Source organism: Bacteroidota bacterium, from assembly GCA_017303905.1.
Lineage (GTDB): Bacteria > Bacteroidota > Bacteroidia > B-17B0 > Aurantibacillaceae > JAHEYG01.
The window spans coordinates 1-18,624 of the sequence record JAFLBH010000001.1 but is presented as its reverse complement, the minus strand read 5'-3'; the positions used below and the strand labels follow the sequence as shown (position 1 = coordinate 18,624).

Below are 18,624 nucleotides of genomic sequence, written 5' to 3'. Positions count from 1 at the left end.
GAAAAATGGAAAACACAAATTTTAGAAGCACCAACATCAACAACATTCAGGATGCAACGATTGTAAACAGCAGCACGCTTTTACGTTCGGTTTTTTCATGGATGACTTTGGCACTAGTAATTACAACAATCTCATCTATGCTTTTCGCATTTGTACCGGATTTAGTTCGTATGCTTTTTGTGGAAACCGCAGAAGGGTATAAGCTCAGCATTTTTGCCTGGGTAGTTATGTTTGCTCCGCTTGGATTCGTTATGTTAATGTCTTTCGGATTTAACAAGCTTTCTTATCCTGCATTAATCGCTGTGTTTTTAGCTTATTCAGCCGTTAACGGGATCAGCTTAAGTTTCATCTTCATGGTTTATGAGTTGGGGTCAATTTTCAATGTATTCCTAAGCTCTGTAGCTTTATTCGCTGTAATGGCCATTGCAGGTTATACTACCAAGACTGATTTAACCAAAATGGGAAGTTTATTAATGATCGGTTTAATTGGAATCATTATTGCTTCAGTAATCAATATTTTCATGCAAAGTGATAAAATGAGCTTTATCTGTAGTATTCTTGGTGTAATTATTTTCACAGGCTTAACTGCTTGGGATGTTCAGAAGATTAAAAATTTAGCTGCTGAAGATGATGGAAGCACACCATTTAGAAAATTAGCCGTAATGGGCGCTCTAAACCTTTATCTTGATTTCATTAATATCTTCTTATACCTTTTACGTTTATTCGGAGGGCGTAAAGATTAATATTCAATCTTGTTATTTAAAAGCCCAAACTTTGTTTGGGCTTTTTTTATGCATAAAAAAACCGCCTTATTGGCGGTTTAAATTATTTTGCTGCTTTTTTTGTAGCCTTCTTTTTTACTCCGGCTTTTTTAGCAGCTGCCGCTTTTTTAGCAGCTTTTTTGCGTTTACGTAAAACACCATATGTTCCTATGTGAATTTTACCGCGCTTCGAACGTTGATCACCTTTTCCCATTTGATAATTTTTATAATTGCCGGTAAAAATAGAAAAATAAATCAAAAATCCATAGTCTGCTGCAATTCCTTTCCCACTATCCGTATATTTACTAAAAAAACAAACTGGCTAATTCATTTCATAAGCACGAAAGACTCTGCAGTAAAAAGCAAATCGAGTATTTGTTTAAGGAGGGAAAATCTAAATCAGCCTATCCTGTAAAGCTCATTTATGTTGCTTTTCCTGATGACCCAAATCCTCAAACCAAGGCCATGTTTGTGGCACCAAAAAAGAAATTCAGAGATGCGCATCGACGTAATAAGTTAAAGCGTCGCATGCGGGAGGCATATCGTTTACAGAAAACTACTTTTTATGAAGGTCGCACTCAAGAGGGCGCACTCCATCTTGCTTTTATTTACATAGGTAACGAGGCTCAGCCCTATGATGCTATTTATAAGGCCATACAAAAGCTATTAACAAATCTATAGCCATAATTTTACACGAGCGGTGTTAGTATTGCTTAAATAATATGTAATTTTAATTATATAATTAGATAGGCATGCAGTCATCAGTCAATAAAAAGCGTTACATCCTTGTTTTTGCAATCGTAGGTGTATTATCGTTGGGCTTTATTAAAACCGATTTGTTTGAAGTATCGAAGAACCTCGATATTTTTAATAACCTTTATCGTGTTCTTAACGAATCCTATGTAGATGAGACAAAACCCGGTCAATTAATGAAGACTGCAATTGACGGGATGCTTGAGTCGCTGGATCCTTACACCAATTATATTACAGAGAATGATTTAGAGGACTTCATGATTATGACTACCGGTGAATACGGTGGAGTAGGAGCGCGGGTAGGTGATGTAGATGGTAAAATCATGATTTACGATATATACGAAGGTTTTTCAGCACAGCGTAACGGAGTAATTGCCGGTGATGAAATAGTTGAAATCAACGGACAAAATGTAAAGGGTAAAAAGTCAGATGATGTAAGTCCGCTCTTAAAAGGGCAGGCCGGATCACCACTTAAAATTAAAGTTATTCATCCGGGGCAAACTTCACCGGTGGAAATTAATTTAATGCGTGAAGAGATTAAACTTAAACCTGTTCCTTATTCAGGAATGATTGATAATAAAACGGGCTATATTAAATTAATTCAGTTCACCGAAAATTGCAGCGTTATGGTGAAAGACGCTCTCACTAAATTAAAAGAAAGAAATTGTAAATCATTAATTCTTGATATGCGTGGTAACCCCGGCGGCTTAATGCTGGAAGCTGTGAATATTGTGAATTTATTTGTCGATAAGGGTCGCGAAGTTGTTTCTACAAAAGGTAAAGTGTCTGATTGGGATAAAACCTATATTTCCGTTAATCCTCCTGTAGATACAATCATGCCACTTGTTGTTTTGATAGATGAGAACTCAGCTTCTGCAGCTGAAATTGTAGCCGGCGCCTTACAAGATTTAGATCGTGCTGCCATTGTTGGTCAGCGTTCATTTGGAAAAGGATTGGTTCAGCAGACCCGCGATTTAACCTATAATGCAAAGCTGAAGGTAACGGTAGCTAAGTATTACATTCCGAGCGGAAGATGTATTCAAGCTTTGGATTATACACACAAGGATGAAGATGGTCGCGTAGAAAAAGTGCCTGATTCCTTAATCACTGCATTTAAAACAAAAGGCGGACGGATTGTGTACGATGGCGCAGGAATTATGCCGGATGTTATTATGGAACAGCAAAAATTGAATCATATCACATTGACCTTAATCAATAAGAATCACTTTTTTAATTATGCAACTCAATATGTGTTAAATCATGGGAAAATTAATTCGGTGAAGGATTTTCAACTTAGCGATCAGGAATATGCTTCGTTTGTAGACTATTTAAAAGATAAAGATGTGAGTTATAAAACCGACAGTGAGCGGGCTTTGGAAGAATTAAAAAAGCAATCGGAAGAAGAAAGCTATTATCAAAATATCAAATCCGATTATGATGCTTTAGTGGCAAAAATGCAAGCCGATAAAAAGGACGACTTAAGTAAATTTAAATCTGAGATCAAACAATATTTAGAAGAGGAAATTATTTCGCGTTATTTTTATATGAATGGCCGCATAGAACATAACATGAAAACAGATATTGAATTGAAAGCCGCGCAGGAATTATTGAGTAATGAAGGAAAGTATAAGGGCATTCTAACGTTAAAAGAGAAAGCAACTCGTCCGTTTAATCCGCGTAAAAAATTCTAGTGTAGAATTCTAAAAACTAATTCTTTCAATAATTCGCCATTGGAGGTCCCGCCATTGTTAACACCTTTGGTTTTTAAATCACATTCTTTTAAAAGAGTGAAAATCGTTTTTAATTTTCCGGTATTATAATTAGCAGCAGCTTTTGCGTAGCCGTCAACAAAGAATGGATTTACACCCAAAGCTTGTGCCGCGGCAAATTTGCTTTTATCGGCTAAGAAATGATAGCGTAAAATTTTAGTGAAGTAACCATACAATGAACCAAGAATCATAACCGGATGATGCTCTTTTTCATTGGACGCAAAATAATTAATGATACGATTAGCTTTTAAAATATCTTTCTTCGCTAAAGCATCTTGAAATTCAAAGATGTTATACTCTTTACTAATGCCGATATTATCCTGCACCATTTCGGCAGTAATTTCACCGCCTTCTTTTAAATTGATGGTGAGCTTTTCTATTTCATTGACAATTTTCGATAAATCATTACCAAGTGATTCTGCCAATAAAAAAGTAGCTTTCGGATTAATGCTGTATTTTTTTTCTTTAATATGTGAATTAATCCAGTCGGGAAGTTGGTTGTCGTAAAGTGGTTTGAATTCTAAATAGACGGCATTTTTCTGAATAGCCTTTGCGATGGCACTACGTTTATCTAATGTTTTATACTTGTAACAAAAAACTAAAATAGTAGTTGGTTGCGGATTTTGAACATAGTGCAAAAATTGAGCTGCGGCATTTGATTTGGATGCGGATGATTTTCCTTCATCTTCATCGTCGCCGGCACTCTTATTTAATTCTTTAATGTTTTGTGCTTCCTTTACAATCACCACTTGATATTCGCTCATCATGGGGAATTGTTTCGCAAGCGATAATATAGAAGCTAAATCCGTATCTTTTCCATATACAACAGTCTGATTGAATTCTCTTTCACCTTCATCTAAAACTGTTTTTTCAAGCTTGTCTGAAATTTGGTCAATATAAAAAGGCTCTTCTCCGCAAAGAAAATACACAGGTTTAAATAACCTGCGATTTATATCCAACATAACCTGATTAAATTCCTTCGACATAATTTAAAACTGCAAATAAGGCATTAAACCATGCAAGCCGCCTTCTCTTCCAAAACCACTTTCCTTATAACCACCAAATGGTGAGGCCGGATCAAACTTGTTATACGTATTCGCCCACACAACACCTGCACGTAATTTTGTGGTGAGATTAAATATTTTAGAACCTTTATCGGTCCAAACGCCTGCGCTTAAACCATAAGGAATGTTATTCGCTTTTTCAATCACTTCTTCAATCGTACGGAAAGTTTGAATAGCTAAAACCGGACCAAAGATTTCTTCCTGAACGATACGGTGTGATTGCGATGTATGAAGAAAGAGTGTAGGCTTACAGAAAAATCCTTTTGAAGGAATGTTGCATGAACTCTGATACATTTCCGCACCTTCGTCAATTCCAATTTTTATGTAATCATTAATTTTTTGTAATTGTTCGCGTGAATTAATGGCTCCAATATCCGTGTTTTTATCAAGAGGATTTCCTACAATTAAAGTTTCAAGACGTTGTTTCAGTTTTGCAATTACCACGTCAGCCACATTTTCTTGTACAAACAAACGTGAACCTGCGCAGCATACATGCCCTTGATTAAAGAAAATGCCATTAATGATTCCTTCAACCGCCTGATCGATGGGCGCATCATCAAAAATAATATTCGCTGCTTTACCGCCTAATTCGAGAGTAACTTTTTTATTGGTACCCGCAATTGATTTCTGAATTATTTTTCCAACATCCGTACTTCCGGTAAAGGCAATCTTATTTACTTTAGGGTGATTTACAATGGCGGCGCCGGTGTTTCCAAATCCGGTTACAATATTCACCACACCGTCCGGTAATCCGCTGTCACGAATTAATTCGGCTAATTTAAGTGCAGTTAGCGGTGTTGTTTCTGCCGGTTTTAAAACCACTGTATTTCCTGTAGCTAAAGCCGGCGCAATTTTCCACGCGGCCATTAATAAAGGAAAATTCCAAGGAATAATTTGTCCGGCGACACCTAAAGATTGCGGTTTTTTATTGGGGAATGCATATTCTAATTTATCGGCCCAACCTGCGTAATAAAATAAATGATTTGCAGCCAATGGAACATCCACATCGCGGCTTTCACGAATAGGTTTACCTCCATTTAAAGATTCAATTACTGCAAACTCACGTGCGCGCTCTTGTAATAATCGAGCAATTCTGAAAATATATTTTCCGCGTTCAGCGGCCGGCATTTTTTTCCAAACCTTATCGTAAGCATTTTTTGCCGCATTAACTGCCGCATCTACATCTTTCTCGTCAGCCAAAGCTACTTCTGCTAATTTCTCTTCGGTAGCAGGATTAATTGTAGAAAAATATTTTTTACTGTTTGATTTTACAAACTTGCCATTGATGAATAAATCGTATTGCTTATTCAGTTTAATATGATCTGTACTTTCCGGCGACGGAGCGTAAGTCCAGTCGGTGAAGAATTCAGTTTTATTTTCTTTAGTCATGTCGTTAATTTTCTGGTAAAGGAAGAGTGATCATTAATTAATCGTTGCTGATATAGTCTTTACTGTAATACACTCCTTTTTGCTCTTTACCCAATTGTAAAATAATATCATTTGCTAAGCTGCTGGCTCCAAAACGAAACCATTCATTATTCAGCCATTTGTTTCCTAATGTTTCATGAACCATCACTAAATATTGCAGAGCTACTTTTGCTGTAGAAATTCCACCGGCAGGTTTCATGCCAATCATTTGTCCTGTTTTTAGATAATGATCATTGATGGCCTGTAACATCACTAGCGTTACTGGCATGGTAGCTGCAGGCTGAATTTTTCCGGTAGAAGTTTTGATGAAATCGGCGCCGGCTGCAATAGCAATGTCGGAGGCCTTACGTACATTATCTAATGTAGAAAGTTCGCCGGTTTCTAAAATTACTTTCAGTCGAGCTTTACCGCAAGCGTTTTTAATGGCAGCAATTTCATCATATACAAAATTGTAATTCCCTTTTAAAAATTCACCGCGACTAATCACCATATCAACTTCATCAGCGCCATCATCTACGGCTAGTTTTGTATCACTCAACTTGATGTCAAGCGTTGAATTTCCGCTTGGGAAGGCAGTTGCCACTGAAGCCACCTTAACGCCTGAATTTCCTAATGCTTTTTTTGCTGTTTTTACAAAATTCGGGTAAACGCACACCGCCGCAACAGTAGGTAAATCTTTCAAATCATCTGCCGGGTGCATGGCTTTATAACACATTTGAATCACTTTCCCCTCTGTATCTTTACCTTCCAGTGTAGTGAGGTCAATCATGTTCAAAGCCAGTTTGAGCGCTTGTACTTTACTTTGTTTTTTTATGCTTCTGGTATTAAAGCGAGCCACTCTTTCTTCAATTCCGACCTGATCTATTTTTGGAGAGTTGTTAAAGTCCATTTTTGTTCAATTCACTATAAAAATAATTCTTTTTTTGCTTGTATAAGCTTAAATTTATTGAATAATTATGCAGCCGGTAAAACCAATTGTATTATGGATGACGGGCCTTTCGGGTGCCGGAAAATCAACTATTGCCTATGCCCTCGAGAAGCGTTTACAGAGTGAAGGAATTTTGTGTGAAGTGTTGGATGGAGATGTGTTACGAAGCGGGATTAACTCCAATTTGGGTTTTACGGAGGAAGATAGATTAGAAAATATACGTCGTACGGCAGAGGTATCAAAACTATTGTTGAATAACAATTTTGTGGTGATATGCAGTCTCATTACACCCACCGAAAATTTGAGGGATATTGCACGTAATGTATTGGGGAATCATTTTAAATTGATTCATATTTCAACCTCACTGGATGTGTGTAAAGAGCGCGATGTAAAAGGATTATACAAGAAAGCCTTAAAAGGCGATATACCACATTTTACCGGAATTTCTGCTCCCTTTGATACACCAAAGTCGGCCGATTTAACAATTGACACATCTAATCAAACAGAGGCTCAGAGTGTTGAGGCGCTTTACGCTTTTTTAAGAAATTTAACTAAATAGTTCCTCTGTACTTGGTAACTTTATCATTCCAACATGTTTTTTTGTAAGCAAATAGAGAAGTTAAAGTCGCATTATAAGCGCGAGAAACTTGAAAAGAACTTCGATTTTATTACCTATGATTTGGCATCTGAGGTGGATGTAGATAGTTGGAACGAAGTGTTACAAAATAAAAATTTGTATTTAGATTTAAATTATTTGGGCTTGCTTGAAAACACACCTTCAAATAATTTTGTGTCACGCTTCGTTATTTTATTTCATAACAATAAGCCAGCTGCAATTGCTTATTTTCAGGTAATAGATTTTAAAGCTTCTGTTTTTGGCGACATTCTTGATTCAAAAGTAAATCAAATTAAATCGCATCGCGCCCGTTTATTTGAGCATTATATCGATAAAAGCGGCGATGATGTAGTGATGCGTTTATTAACCTGCGGAAATAATATAGTGAGTGGAGAACATGCGTTTCTATTCAAAGAGAAATTGTCTATTTCCCACCAATTTAAAATCATCGAAGAGTTGATTGAGAGAATTGGGAAGCGTGAAAAATTGAGAGGGAAAATTTCGGCAGTTCTGGTGAAGGATTTTTACGCGCCTGTAAAAGGTGCGCCTAAATGTTTTTTTAATACAGATAAATTTGTGGAATTTAGCGTGGAGCCTAATATGGTTGTTGATATTCCTGCCGGGGTAAATTCCCTGGAAAATTATATCGGATTGTTTTCTAAAAAATACAGAAACAGAGCGAAATCCATATTAAAAAGTGGTGAGGTTTTACAGGTAAAGCAACTCAGTTTAGAAGAAATTCAAAAGCAAGAGAAAGCCATTTACGCTCTGTATGAGCAGGTTTATAATCACGCTAAATTTAAATTAGTAAAGCTACCTGTGAATTATTTCTCGGAATGCAAACAAATATTCGGCGATAAATTCATATTCACTTTATTTTATTTAAATAACGTTCCCGTTGCATTTAGCTCGGGTATTGATTTAAATGAAGGTTGTTTGGAAGCTCACTATATTGGTTTTGATTATGAACTCAACAAAGAACATGAGTTATATCAAAACATACTTTATCATTTTGTAAAGCAGGCTATCGAATTAAAAAAGCATCGTTTAAACTTAGGTCGTACCGCTGCAGAAATAAAGAGTACGATAGGCGCAAAGGCACAAGATTTAATCTGTTATGTGCGTCCGCAAAACACAGTTTCAAAAGTTGTTTTAAAGCCTTTTATTAATTTTCTTCAGCCGGGTGAATGGATACCAAGAAATCCATTCAAAGAAGAAACAAGTCTTAGCTATTGATTTTTTTAGCAGTGTCGGGTTTGTGTCCAACAAACAAGTTTATCCAAACTAGTCTCGATTTTCTGAAGATCCAAGGAAATAAAACTAAACTTACGCTTAGAAAAGTAAACAAATAAGTTACTACGTCTATATCTAATAATACTACCATCAGCAAGAACATGCCTATTCCTAATCCAATGTTCAAACCGTAGCTGATGTACATAGCTCCATAGTAAAAGCCTGTTTCCCGCACAAAGCTTTCATCGCAATGCGGACAATGTTCATTCATTTCCGAAAAGGACGTTAAATTGTAAGGATTATTTGTTTTAAAAAATTGTCCTTTATGACATCGCGGGCATTTATTAAAAAGAATGCTGTATAATCGGGTTCCTTCTAGCATAAAATTATTTAGAGCTACTGCAAGTTTGTTCGCAGGTTAATGGCACATTTGTTTTTTGTATCGCAGAAAATCCGCCGGCTACATCTACTAAACGTTCATAACCTCTTGCTTTTAAAATGGAGGCTGCAATCATACTGCGGTAGCCTCCCGCGCAGTGAATGTAATATTCTGTGTTCTTATCAAAGTTATTGGTCCATTCGTTAATATAATCTAACGGTTGATTAGGAACATTTTCAATATGCTGGTTGTTATATTCTCCGGGCTTACGTACATCCAGTACGCGAACATTATCTTTTAAGCGATTTGAAAATTCTTCAGCACTGATAGATGTAATGGTAGAAATTTCCTTGCCCGCATTTTTCCATGCTTCAATTCCTCCGTCTAAATAACCTAAACAATTATCGTAACCCACACGACTTAATCGCGTAATAATTTCCTCTTCACGTCCACTTGGAGCAATTAGAATTATGGGTTGTTTTAAATCTGTAATTAAGGCACCAACCCATGGTGCAAATTGCCCATCAATTCCTATGAAAATAGAATTAGGAATGTGACCAGCGGCAAATTCCTGAGGTTTGCGTACATCCAAAATCATAGAGTTGGCCTCGTTTGCAAAATCCTCTACTTGGTGAGGTGTTAAAGCGGTGTAGCCTTTTTCGATCACTACATCAAAAGCATCGTAACCGGTTTTATTCAAAAAGGCATTTTTTGCAAAATATTGAGGTGGGGGTAATATGCCGGTCGTTAGTTCTTTTATAAAATCTTGCTTGTTATTTATTACAAGGGCATAATTTTTTTGTTTCTGATTTCCTAATGTATCAAAAGTTTCCTTGCTCATGTTTTTTCCGCATGCAGAGCCTGCTCCGTGTGCCGGATAAACAATCACGTCATCGGGTAATGTTTTGATTTTTGTATTCAGACTGTCAAATAGCATTCCGGCAAGGTCTTCCTGAGTTAGATCACTCTTAATAGCTAAATCAGGACGGCCTACATCACCAATAAATAAAGTATCACCGCTAAAAATACAATGCGGCTTTTTGTTTTCATCTAACAATAAAAATGTACTTGACTCAAGTGTATGACCGGGTGTGTGTAAAACCTTAATGGTGATTTTACCAATTTTAAATTCTTCACCATCTTTTGCAACATAACTTTCGTAGGAAGTAGTAGCGTTAGGTCCGAAAATAATTTTAGCGCCGGTTTTTTTTGCCAAATCTACATGCCCGCTAACAAAATCGGCATGAAAGTGTGTTTCAAAAATATATTTAATTTTTACGCCGTCCTTTTCGGCACGGGAAGTATAAGGTTTTGTTTCGCGAAGTGGGTCAATAATGGCGGCTTCATTTTCTGAACGTATATAGTAAGCACCTTGCGCTAAGCAACCGGTATAAATTTGTTCGATGTGCATATAGGATGATTTTACTTTTTAAAGGTACAAAATTTAATCATTTGTATTGGTTTCAATTATTTACATGGATTGGGAAGCTAAGATTATCATATATATAAAAGAGAAAAATAGTAAAGCATAATTCGGTAAAAATCATTAAATTAGTAATCTGTCTCTACTTGTTAAATGTTTCGGAGTCTACTTTTAATTTCACTTTATTTAACGACTTTTCTCGTTAGGTCGCAAAACGTTGATTCGTTATGGAAAGTAGTTAACAATGCAAAAAATCATGACACGATTCGTTTGGCTACTCTATACGATCTCGCTTGGGTATTTGTGTACGAAAATCCGGATTCAACTTACGCGATCGCAGAAATGCAAAGAGACCTTGCTCAACAAGCCAAAAATAAAAAGTGGGAGGCGAAGGCTTATAACGCCATGGGTGCTGCATTGCAAATTCGTTCGGCTTATCCAAAAGCTGTAGAGCATTATCAGAAGGGGATGAAGATTTTCGAGCAATTGGGCGATAAATCAAACATGGCCGGCGCATTGGGAAATATTGGAAGTATTTATATTGAATTGCAAAAATTCGACGTGGCGCTCGACTATCAATTAAAATGTTTGAAACTGGTACAGGAAATGGGTAATCTGGAAGGTGTGGCGAGTAGTTTAAATAACACCTGCGTAATTTATACCAATATGAAACAGTTTGATAAGGCTCTTTTGTATGGTGAGCAAGCGGTTGAGATGTATGAGCATTTAAAGGATTATCACGGACAAGCATCAGGTTATCTCAATATTGGAAGCGTGTATTCGGATATGAATAAATATTCGGAGGCAATTTTAAATTTGAATAAAGCATTGAAAATTGCGGTAGCAAATGAAATTACTACTCTGGTTACAAAGTGTAAATTAGATTTGGCCGCTGTTTATATTAAAACAGAAGACTGGTTAAAAGTTATTGTATTGGCTTCGCAAGCTGAGCGGGAGGCGAAAGAGCAAGAGGATTTAGATTCGCACCTAGCGGCGGTTAAATATTTGGCAAGCGCTTACAATAAAAAACAAAATCATAAAGAAGCTTACAAATACGGCTCATTAACGATGGAGTTAACCGACTCTTTGAATAAAATGAAGAATGAATCGGAAATTGCAAGAATGGAAGCTCAGTTTTATTATGAGAAAAAGGCGGAAGCAGATAGTTTAAGAAACGCGGAGCAACAAAGTATGAAGGACGCCTTGATTTTTGCTAAGGAAGCACAGATAGAAAAGGACAGAATTCAAAAAATAGCTTTGTACGGTGGAATTTTACTAATGCTCATTTCCGGCGGAGTGATGTATAATCGTTTCCGTTTTATTCGTAAGCAGAAAAATATTATTGAAGCAAAGAACAAAGAAACAGAAGAGCAAAAAATTATCATTGAAGAAAAGCAGAAGGAAATACTTTCTTCTATTTCCTATGCGAAACGATTACAGGAGGCTATTCTCCCTCCTCGCCACGAAATTGCACAGCATTTGCCGGATTCTTTCATTCTGTATAAACCAAAAGATATTGTGGCCGGTGATTTTTATTGGATGGAGGCGCTGAAAGGTAAAGTGATGATTGCTGCCGCGGATTGTACCGGACATGGAGTGCCGGGGGCGATGGTGAGTGTGGTTTGTTCGAATGCCTTAAATCGTGCAGTAAATGAGTTTAGTATTTCTGAACCGGGTAAGGTTTTAGACAAAACACGTGAATTGGTGGTGGAAACTTTTGAACGTAGTGAAACGGATGTAAAAGATGGAATGGATATTAGTTTGTGTTTATTCGATTTAAAGAATAAATCCTTGCAATGGGCTGGTGCTAATAATCCGCTTTGGATTGTGCGTAAAGGCGAAATTTTACAGTTTAAACCCGATAAGCAAGCTATCGGTAAAGTGGATAATCCGTCGGACTATACAACACATAATATTGCTTTAGAAACAAATGATTGCGTGTACATTTTCACTGATGGCTACGCCGATCAGTTTGGTGGCCCGAGCGGTAAAAAATTTAAGTACCACCAATTAGTCGAGTTAATGAAAAGCATTTCAGTTTTACCTTTACAACAACAGCAAGCAAAGTTGGAAGAAGAGTTTGATAATTGGAAAGGACCTCTTGAGCAAGTAGATGATATTTGTGTAATTGGTATTAAAATATAAAGGGGAACACAATTTTTCTTTCGTCAGGGTAATCTTCAAAATGCTTTTTGTACCAATCATGATGGTTCTTTGCACGCGGCACTAAATTAGCGTATGTCCAAACAGCAAATGTTAGCGCGGGTATATTCCAGGCCATGATGGCAAAGCCAATCCATTCAATTATTTCACCAAATAGATTGGGTGAAGAAATGTATTTAAATAAAAAACCGACCGGAATTTTATAACCTGTTTCTCCCGGTTTTCTTAAGTGTATTAAAATCGAATCTGATTTAAGATTAATGTACGCACCAATAATAAATAAGAATAGTCCAAAATAAAAATGTAATGAGCATAACCATTTTTCATTATAAAGCCCATCTGAAAGTTCCGCTAAAAAATAACCATTGAGTCCCGCATTCATTAAGTTAAATAGAATTGCATTTAAAACAATCAGTAGTGGCATTTTTTTTGGTGTTGATTTAATCCGGAAAGGATAAATAAGCGTGCGATGCGTGTAATGAAGAATCCAGAGTAAAAATAAAATCCAACTGTAATTAGTTAGTGAGTAAGTACCATAAATTAGAAAGTAAATCATAATACTAAGTGATGGCATCTCCATAATAATCCAACCTAATTTATTATTGATGCTAAATCCCCATTTGGTAGTGGTGTGTCTTCCGAAGGGCGCCGTTACAAAAAACATGGTGATGTGTACCAGAATTGCAATACCCATCCATATATAGCAAATTTGAAGTATGTTTTGTATTGACATTACTTATTCTTCAATGGTTTAAGCAAATCTTCTAATCCGTTTAGTTTAATTTCGTAGATAGTTTGTAATTGCATGCCTAGTTTACCCTGCGGAAATCCTTCGCGTGCGAACCACTCTAAATAGCTTACAGGTAAATCACAAAGCAGTCTGCCTTTATGTTTCCCAAATGGCATTTGGCTTTTTACAAGACTTAATAGTATAGTGGGGTCGGGTGCCTGATTCATTTTAGATTTTAGGAAATAAAAATTAAATATAGCATTAATCGTTCAAAATCGCTTATTGGAAGGGACATGAATTGAATTAGTATATAATATAGCGGATTAGTCGAATTAGCCTTGTATAGCCTATAGCTTTTTATAAATTTGATAAAAGCATGCTGATGCAAGAGAGTGAAATAGAGAAATACTTGGAAGGCCTTAAGTATGTGGCTAACGATAGTTATTTTCGCAGACTTGCCGAAACGGTGCCTCATATTTTAATTGTTATTGATCCGGATACTTACAGGATTCAATATATTAATAAGTTGGAGCCGGGTTTTACTTTGGAAAGTGTAATTGGTCGCGAGGTGTATGAATTTGTGTGGCCTGAATACGCCAAATTATATCGTCAAAAATTTGAGGAGGCAAAACGTTCTCATGTAACACAAGTATTTGAATCGGTAGGACAATCAGCGCAAGGTAAAGCCTGGTATCGCACCTATATTTCTATTTTACCGGGACCCAATAACTCTGTTGCCAGCTTAATGTTGCTCGCCGAAAACATTACCAATAGTAAGTTAAAGGAAATTGAAATATTTGAGAAGGGAGAAAAGCTTAAAGCTATTATTAATAATACAAACGATATTATTTGCTCCATCGACTTAAATTATAATCTAACAGAATTTAATAGTGTTTTTGTACAGTTGGTTAATCGTGGGTATAAAATGGATCCGGAAATTGGAATGAGTGTTTTCTCCTTCGTTGAACCGTCTTCACATCAACATTTAAAAAACATTTATAAACGAATTGAGAAGGGAGAGTCGCATTACGAGGTTCAGAGTTTTAATACTTCCATTGGTTTGGTGTATAATGAAACAAATTATCATCCAATATTCGATGCAAATAAAAATGTAACCGGAATTAGTGTATTTTCAAAAGATATAACGAATCGTGTAAAACAAGAAACGGAAATTAAGCGTGCTTTAAAAGAGAAAGAAGTTTTATTGGCAGAAATTCATCACCGCATAAAAAATAATTTGGCGATGGTATCAAGTATGCTACAGTTGCAAGAGATGAATATCAATAATTCAGAGGCACGTGAAGCTTTAAGTTATAGCCGTAAACGCATTAAATCAACAGCATTAATACATGAGTTGCTTTATAAGAATGAATCGTTTCAGGATATTAGCCTAATGGATTATATTAAAGAACTGTTTAAACACGTAAGTGTAAATGATAATATTCAACTTGAACTTAAGGGAGCGGATGTGAAAATGGATATTGTGCGCGCGATGCCGTTAGGTCTAATGCTTAATGAAATAATGATGAATTCATTCAAGCATTCTTTTAAAAATGCCGACGATGGTAAAACAACAATAGTTTCAAAAGTGAGTGATCAGTTTTTGGATTTGGAATATTGCGATTGCAAGGGTGAATTTCCGAATCACATCGATTTCAAAAACTCTAATACTACAGGACTTACTTTAATTCATACTTTTGCCGAGCAATTAAATGGCTCTATCGAATTGGTAAGTTTTGCGCCACCAAAATATAAAATCAGTATCCCACTTAATGGCTAGTATCAAGAAAATACTTTTGGCGGAAGATGAATTGCTGATTGCAAAAGTGTTAAGAATGCAATTGGAAAAACGCGGTTTTGAAGTACACAGTGTAACAAGTGCTCCGGATGCCGAGTTTATGGCAAACTCATGGCACCCCGATTTAATTATCTTGGATGTTCATTTAAAAAATCATACAAGTGGAATTGAAGCAGGGTTCAATATTCGAAAGTCAGGAGTTAATTGCCCAATTATTTTCACAACAGGTAATTCCTATGAAAGTACATTAAAGGAAATTGATGATATAAAAAATGTTGAATTACTCAGTAAGCCGGTCGAGTTTGAATACCTAATGACCTTTATTCATAAATAATTGAACCAAGAGTTCTCTATTTTTCGATAACAGTTCTATAAAATTTTAATCAATATAAATAAAAATTTCAAAAACAAAATTTGGAATTTCTGCTTAAGTATTCTATACCTTTACACTAATTATGGAAAGTGTAGAGAAGAGTCCGGCCGAAATAGCAGCAGCATTTATTAACCGAACCAATAAGAATGTTTTTTTAACCGGAAAAGCAGGAACAGGAAAAACAACATTTTTAAAACATATTGTTGGCAGTACGCACAAGAAATGTGTGGTGGCTGCACCAACCGGTATTGCTGCGATTAATGCAGGTGGTGTTACTTTGCATTCACTTTTCCAACTTCCTTTTGGTGCTTTCGTTCCCGGACCCTTACCTGCAGGCGGATTGTCACAATACATAAAAGTAAACGACAAAAATTCTCTATTAAAGGAGCTGCAGTTAAATTCTGTAAAACGGAATCTTCTCCGCGAAATAGAATTACTGATTATTGATGAAGTTAGTATGCTTCGTTCGGATTTATTGGATGCCATTGATGTTATTTTACGAAGTGTGCGCAGAAATTATAATTCTCCTTTTGGCGGATTACAAATTCTGTTTATTGGTGATTTATTACAGCTGCCTCCTGTAGTGAAAGAAGAAGAATGGCAATTATTACAAAGGTATTATAACAGTCCGTATTTTTTTGATGCACTTGTTTTGCGACAATATAAACCGGTTTATGTAGAGTTAAACAAAATTTACAGACAAGATGATGAAACCTTCATACAACTGTTAAATCATCTTCGAAGTAATAAGTTAACGGTGGATGATATAGCATTACTGAACTCTTATTATAAGGAAGGATTTAAGCCAAAGCCGGAAGAGAATTACATTACCTTAACCACACATAATATAAAAGCGGATCGGATTAATAAGGAGTATTTAAATGAATTAAAATCTTCATCCTATTTTTATAAAGCGATTATTGAGGGTGACTTCAACGAAAATTCTTTTCCTGTTGAATTAAACATGGAATTAAAAGTGGGCGCACAAGTCATGTTTGTGAAAAATGATCCGAGTGGTGCGCAGCGGTTTTTTAACGGAAAAATTGGCGTGGTTGAAAATCTTACTGAGAAAGAAATTTTGGTTGCATGTAATGACTCAACGAAACCCATATCAGTTGAAAGGTATGAATGGCAAAATATTAAATATTCCTTAGATGTTACAAGCGGTGAGATTACCGAAAAGGTAGTGGGTAAGTTTCTACAGTATCCTTTAAAGTTGGCTTGGGCCATTACTGTTCATAAAAGTCAAGGACTCACATTTGATAAAGCAATTATTGATATTGATAAGGTCTTTGCGCCGGGACAAGCATACGTGGCTTTGTCGCGTTTGCGGAGTTTAAATGGATTGGTATTAAATGAGCGGATTAATTACAAAGGGATAGAAACAGATGCGCATGTAAAGTCGTTTTCCGATTCAAAGCAAGATCAGGAAGAATTGGTGAGGCAAATCGATAATTCACAAACGGATTATTTACGGGATGTTTTACTCAAGGCCTTTGATTTTTATAATTTAAATAATGTGTTTCAAAATCATGCCATTTCTTATGACCAGGATAAAAAGAAATCAGCGAAAACACCGCAGAAAGAGTGGGCACTACAACTGAAGGATAAGACAGAAAGTTTGCAAACCAATGGCAGTAAATTTTTAACACAAATAAATGCTATACTCGGGTCGGGTGTTCCTGATTTCAAATTATTAAATGAGCGGATAGAAGCCGCCATCAATTATTTTGAACCGATTTTGTCTGATTTGCAAGAGCAAATATTGAATAAAGTTAAAGAGCTCAACAAGGAGAAGAGAATCAAAGTGTATTTAGAAGAATTATTAGAACTTGAAGCGGTATGCTTTCTCAAGAGTGTTGAGTTAAAGAAGGCCGTTTTGTTTTCTAAAAATATTCCGGAGGGAAAATCTGTACAGAAAGAAGAAATAAAAGCTTTAGTCAATTCTAATGCGAGAGAACAAAAATTGACTGCTTGTTTACAACGTGATGCCGAATATGAAATGGAGCGGGAGGAAAAATTGCAGGCACGCAGAGAACGAAGAAAAAAGCGAAAGGAAAAATCAAGTGAAGAAGAAGAATCAACATTAGAAAGTAAAGTCTCAACGCAAGAGCAAAGTTTTCTCTTATTCAAGGATGGTCACGATGTGGAAAGTATTGCCAAAATGCGTGGCATGGCGCTGAGTACCATCGAAGGACATTTAGTTCCATATGTAGCAAAGGGTTTTTTAAGTGCGTCGCAATTTGTAAGTGATGAAAAGTCCAGTCACATCCTGGAAGTAGCCAAAAAGTTGAATACGTACAAATTGGGTGAAATTAAAAACGCTCTGGGCGACGAATACACTTATACGGAGATAAAATTCGCGCTGGCTGCCGCTTTATCAGAATCTTAATTGCTTTTGTTTTTCGATTTTCTTTGCGCGCGTTTCCTTTTTCTAATCTCCTTTTTTACTCTGTGTCCGCGTGTCCCTCTCAAGCGTTGTATTTTGGACTGTCTTTTTTCAATCAAAACAAAATCGGCAACAAATGCCTCTTGCGCATTTACCGTAGTAAATTGGTGTGGAATCGTATTGACACTATCTAGAATTGCGGGCAACATATCGCAGGTGAGGCCATATCTTTTCGGGAAAGCTTTCATGAAGCTGGTGTGTGCTGTTTGTGAAGCGAATCCTATTTTTTTAAAGCCCAATTCCTGCGCCATTAAACAACTATAGTACAAGTTTTCTGTGGTGTGTTCGGCTTTGGTCTCGGTATATAATATAGTTTCAGGGAGGCCGAGTTGTTTGGCATATAGTTTTAAAACAACAGCTTCTTTATAAGGCGTATAAACTGCAGCACCGGAAAAAATAATGTTTTTAGTATAGCCGTTTTTATAAAGATAAGCGGCCCAACGGAGCCGTTCACTTAAAACAATATTTATCTTTCCCGAATCACTAGGGTATCCCGGAACAATAATCACATCGTATGGTTTTTGGAGGCGAGCTTTTGCCATACATTCATCCGGCTCGGAGTAAAATTTCTTGTAATAGAGTTTACATCCGCTAAGCCAAAGTAAAGCGATTGAAAATAGTAGGATTCGTTTTAAAGGATGAAGAGCGCAAAAGTTCATGATGGGCTGATAAAGCGAATATAAACAAAAAGCCCCTCTTGTGGAGGGGCTTTGCTATTACTGAAGTAGCATTTCTGCTGTTGTGATCCCGCTGGGAT

At 36.4% G+C, this 18,624-nt stretch carries 18 protein-coding genes; 9 read left to right on the top strand and 9 right to left on the bottom strand.

The features are described from left to right. Positions 1 to 5: 5 nt before the first annotated feature. The gene (locus tag J0L69_00090; GenBank protein ID MBN8691555.1) at positions 6 to 743 is read left to right on the top strand and encodes a Bax inhibitor-1/YccA family protein; all 738 of its coding nucleotides are present in this window, start codon (positions 6 to 8) and stop codon (positions 741 to 743) included. A gap of 82 nt (positions 744 to 825) precedes the next feature. Here J0L69_00090 and J0L69_00085 read toward each other — a convergent pair whose 3' ends face one another. Beyond that, positions 826 to 975 carry a 30S ribosomal protein THX gene (locus J0L69_00085; GenBank protein MBN8691554.1) on the bottom strand — a complete coding sequence of 50 codons (150 nt, stop codon included), beginning with the start codon at positions 973 to 975 and terminating at the stop codon, positions 826 to 828. 104 nt (positions 976 to 1,079) lie between these two features. Here J0L69_00085 and J0L69_00080 point away from each other — a divergent pair, with 104 nt between their 5' ends. Then, positions 1,080 to 1,442 carry a ribonuclease P protein component gene (locus tag J0L69_00080; GenBank protein MBN8691553.1) on the top strand — a complete coding sequence of 121 codons (363 nt, stop codon included), beginning with the start codon at positions 1,080 to 1,082 and terminating at the stop codon, positions 1,440 to 1,442. 71 nt (positions 1,443 to 1,513) lie between these two features. Further along, positions 1,514 to 3,205: a S41 family peptidase gene (locus tag J0L69_00075; protein MBN8691552.1), complete on the top strand. Its 1,692-nt coding sequence runs from the start codon at positions 1,514 to 1,516 to the stop codon at positions 3,203 to 3,205. On the opposite strand, the gene holA is transcribed toward J0L69_00075, so the two are convergent. The 3 genes from holA to deoC are packed head-to-tail and all read right to left on the bottom strand — an operon-like array spanning position 3,202 to position 6,664. Beyond that, a complete protein-coding gene (gene holA / locus J0L69_00070; GenBank protein MBN8691551.1) occupies positions 3,202 to 4,269 on the bottom strand; it encodes a DNA polymerase III subunit delta in 1,068 nt (355 codons plus the stop codon). The genes J0L69_00075 and holA overlap by 4 nt on opposite strands. A 3-nt stretch (positions 4,270 to 4,272) precedes the next feature. After that, positions 4,273 to 5,736, bottom strand: coding sequence for an aldehyde dehydrogenase family protein (locus J0L69_00065; protein MBN8691550.1), 1,464 nt, complete (start codon positions 5,734 to 5,736; stop codon positions 4,273 to 4,275). A gap of 37 nt (positions 5,737 to 5,773) precedes the next feature. Further along, entirely contained in the window at positions 5,774 to 6,664 is an 891-nt protein-coding gene (deoC, locus tag J0L69_00060; GenBank protein ID MBN8691549.1) for a deoxyribose-phosphate aldolase, read from the bottom strand. Between the two features lie 67 nt (positions 6,665 to 6,731). On the opposite strand from deoC, the gene cysC reads away from it, so the two are divergent. Both cysC and J0L69_00050 read left to right on the top strand, forming a co-directional pair. Further along, positions 6,732 to 7,262, top strand: coding sequence for an adenylyl-sulfate kinase (gene cysC / locus J0L69_00055; protein ID MBN8691548.1), 531 nt, complete (start codon positions 6,732 to 6,734; stop codon positions 7,260 to 7,262). A 33-nt stretch (positions 7,263 to 7,295) separates the two neighbouring features. Beyond that, positions 7,296 to 8,555, top strand: a complete 1,260-nt coding sequence (locus J0L69_00050) for a hypothetical protein (GenBank protein ID MBN8691547.1) — start codon at positions 7,296 to 7,298, stop codon at positions 8,553 to 8,555. Here the strand turns inward: J0L69_00050 and J0L69_00045 are convergent. Further along, a complete protein-coding gene (locus J0L69_00045; protein MBN8691546.1) occupies positions 8,545 to 8,823 on the bottom strand; it encodes a DUF983 domain-containing protein in 279 nt (92 codons plus the stop codon). The genes J0L69_00050 and J0L69_00045 overlap by 11 nt on opposite strands. Before the next feature lie 115 nt (positions 8,824 to 8,938). After that, positions 8,939 to 10,342 carry an MBL fold metallo-hydrolase gene (locus J0L69_00040; protein ID MBN8691545.1) on the bottom strand — a complete coding sequence of 468 codons (1,404 nt, stop codon included), beginning with the start codon at positions 10,340 to 10,342 and terminating at the stop codon, positions 8,939 to 8,941. A gap of 165 nt (positions 10,343 to 10,507) precedes the next feature. On the opposite strand from J0L69_00040, the gene J0L69_00035 reads away from it, so the two are divergent. After that, a complete protein-coding gene (locus J0L69_00035; GenBank protein ID MBN8691544.1) occupies positions 10,508 to 12,499 on the top strand; it encodes a tetratricopeptide repeat protein in 1,992 nt (663 codons plus the stop codon). On the opposite strand, the gene J0L69_00030 is transcribed toward J0L69_00035, so the two are convergent. Together J0L69_00030 and J0L69_00025 are read right to left on the bottom strand one after the other, a co-directional pair. Next, positions 12,489 to 13,250, bottom strand: coding sequence for a DUF1295 domain-containing protein (locus J0L69_00030; GenBank protein ID MBN8691543.1), 762 nt, complete (start codon positions 13,248 to 13,250; stop codon positions 12,489 to 12,491). The genes J0L69_00035 and J0L69_00030 overlap by 11 nt on opposite strands. Next, positions 13,250 to 13,474, bottom strand: a complete 225-nt coding sequence (locus J0L69_00025; GenBank protein MBN8691542.1) for a DUF3820 family protein — start codon at positions 13,472 to 13,474, stop codon at positions 13,250 to 13,252. Before J0L69_00025 ends, J0L69_00030 begins: the two co-directional genes overlap by 1 nt. Before the next feature lie 149 nt (positions 13,475 to 13,623). Between J0L69_00025 and J0L69_00020 the strand changes: the two genes are divergently transcribed. The 3 genes from J0L69_00020 (at position 13,624) to J0L69_00010 (ending at position 17,810) form a co-directional block, all read left to right on the top strand. Further along, positions 13,624 to 15,027: a PAS domain S-box protein gene (locus tag J0L69_00020; protein ID MBN8691541.1), complete on the top strand. Its 1,404-nt coding sequence runs from the start codon at positions 13,624 to 13,626 to the stop codon at positions 15,025 to 15,027. Beyond that, positions 15,020 to 15,379, top strand: coding sequence for a response regulator (locus J0L69_00015; protein MBN8691540.1), 360 nt, complete (start codon positions 15,020 to 15,022; stop codon positions 15,377 to 15,379). Before J0L69_00020 ends, J0L69_00015 begins: the two co-directional genes overlap by 8 nt. A gap of 121 nt (positions 15,380 to 15,500) precedes the next feature. Next, positions 15,501 to 17,810, top strand: coding sequence for a helix-turn-helix domain-containing protein (locus J0L69_00010; GenBank protein MBN8691539.1), 2,310 nt, complete (start codon positions 15,501 to 15,503; stop codon positions 17,808 to 17,810). On the opposite strand, the gene J0L69_00005 is transcribed toward J0L69_00010, so the two are convergent. Continuing rightward, positions 17,807 to 18,526, bottom strand: a complete 720-nt coding sequence (locus tag J0L69_00005) for a YdcF family protein (protein ID MBN8691538.1) — start codon at positions 18,524 to 18,526, stop codon at positions 17,807 to 17,809. The genes J0L69_00010 and J0L69_00005 overlap by 4 nt on opposite strands. Positions 18,527 to 18,624: the final 98 nt, after the last annotated feature.

Bases quoted from the DNA above. Each gene is read 5' to 3' on its own strand.
- J0L69_00090 (MBN8691555.1), top strand. From the start codon at position 6: ATGGAAAACACAAATTTTAGAAGCACCAACATCAACAACATTCAGGAT.
- J0L69_00085 (MBN8691554.1), bottom strand. From the start codon at position 975: ATGGGAAAAGGTGATCAACGTTCGAAGCGCGGTAAAATTCACATAGGA.
- J0L69_00075 (MBN8691552.1), top strand. From the start codon at position 1,514: ATGCAGTCATCAGTCAATAAAAAGCGTTACATCCTTGTTTTTGCAATC.
- holA (MBN8691551.1), bottom strand. From the start codon at position 4,269: ATGTCGAAGGAATTTAATCAGGTTATGTTGGATATAAATCGCAGGTTA.
- J0L69_00065 (MBN8691550.1), bottom strand. From the start codon at position 5,736: ATGACTAAAGAAAATAAAACTGAATTCTTCACCGACTGGACTTACGCT.
- deoC (MBN8691549.1), bottom strand. From the start codon at position 6,664: ATGGACTTTAACAACTCTCCAAAAATAGATCAGGTCGGAATTGAAGAA.
- cysC (MBN8691548.1), top strand. From the start codon at position 6,732: ATGCAGCCGGTAAAACCAATTGTATTATGGATGACGGGCCTTTCGGGT.
- J0L69_00050 (MBN8691547.1), top strand. From the start codon at position 7,296: ATGTTTTTTTGTAAGCAAATAGAGAAGTTAAAGTCGCATTATAAGCGC.
- J0L69_00045 (MBN8691546.1), bottom strand. From the start codon at position 8,823: ATGAATGAACATTGTCCGCATTGCGATGAAAGCTTTGTGCGGGAAACA.
- J0L69_00040 (MBN8691545.1), bottom strand. From the start codon at position 10,342: ATGCACATCGAACAAATTTATACCGGTTGCTTAGCGCAAGGTGCTTAC.
- J0L69_00035 (MBN8691544.1), top strand. From the start codon at position 10,508: ATGTTTCGGAGTCTACTTTTAATTTCACTTTATTTAACGACTTTTCTC.
- J0L69_00030 (MBN8691543.1), bottom strand. From the start codon at position 13,250: ATGTCAATACAAAACATACTTCAAATTTGCTATATATGGATGGGTATT.
- J0L69_00025 (MBN8691542.1), bottom strand. From the start codon at position 13,474: ATGAATCAGGCACCCGACCCCACTATACTATTAAGTCTTGTAAAAAGC.
- J0L69_00020 (MBN8691541.1), top strand. From the start codon at position 13,624: ATGCTGATGCAAGAGAGTGAAATAGAGAAATACTTGGAAGGCCTTAAG.
- J0L69_00015 (MBN8691540.1), top strand. From the start codon at position 15,020: ATGGCTAGTATCAAGAAAATACTTTTGGCGGAAGATGAATTGCTGATT.
- J0L69_00010 (MBN8691539.1), top strand. From the start codon at position 15,501: ATGGAAAGTGTAGAGAAGAGTCCGGCCGAAATAGCAGCAGCATTTATT.
- J0L69_00005 (MBN8691538.1), bottom strand. From the start codon at position 18,526: ATGAACTTTTGCGCTCTTCATCCTTTAAAACGAATCCTACTATTTTCA.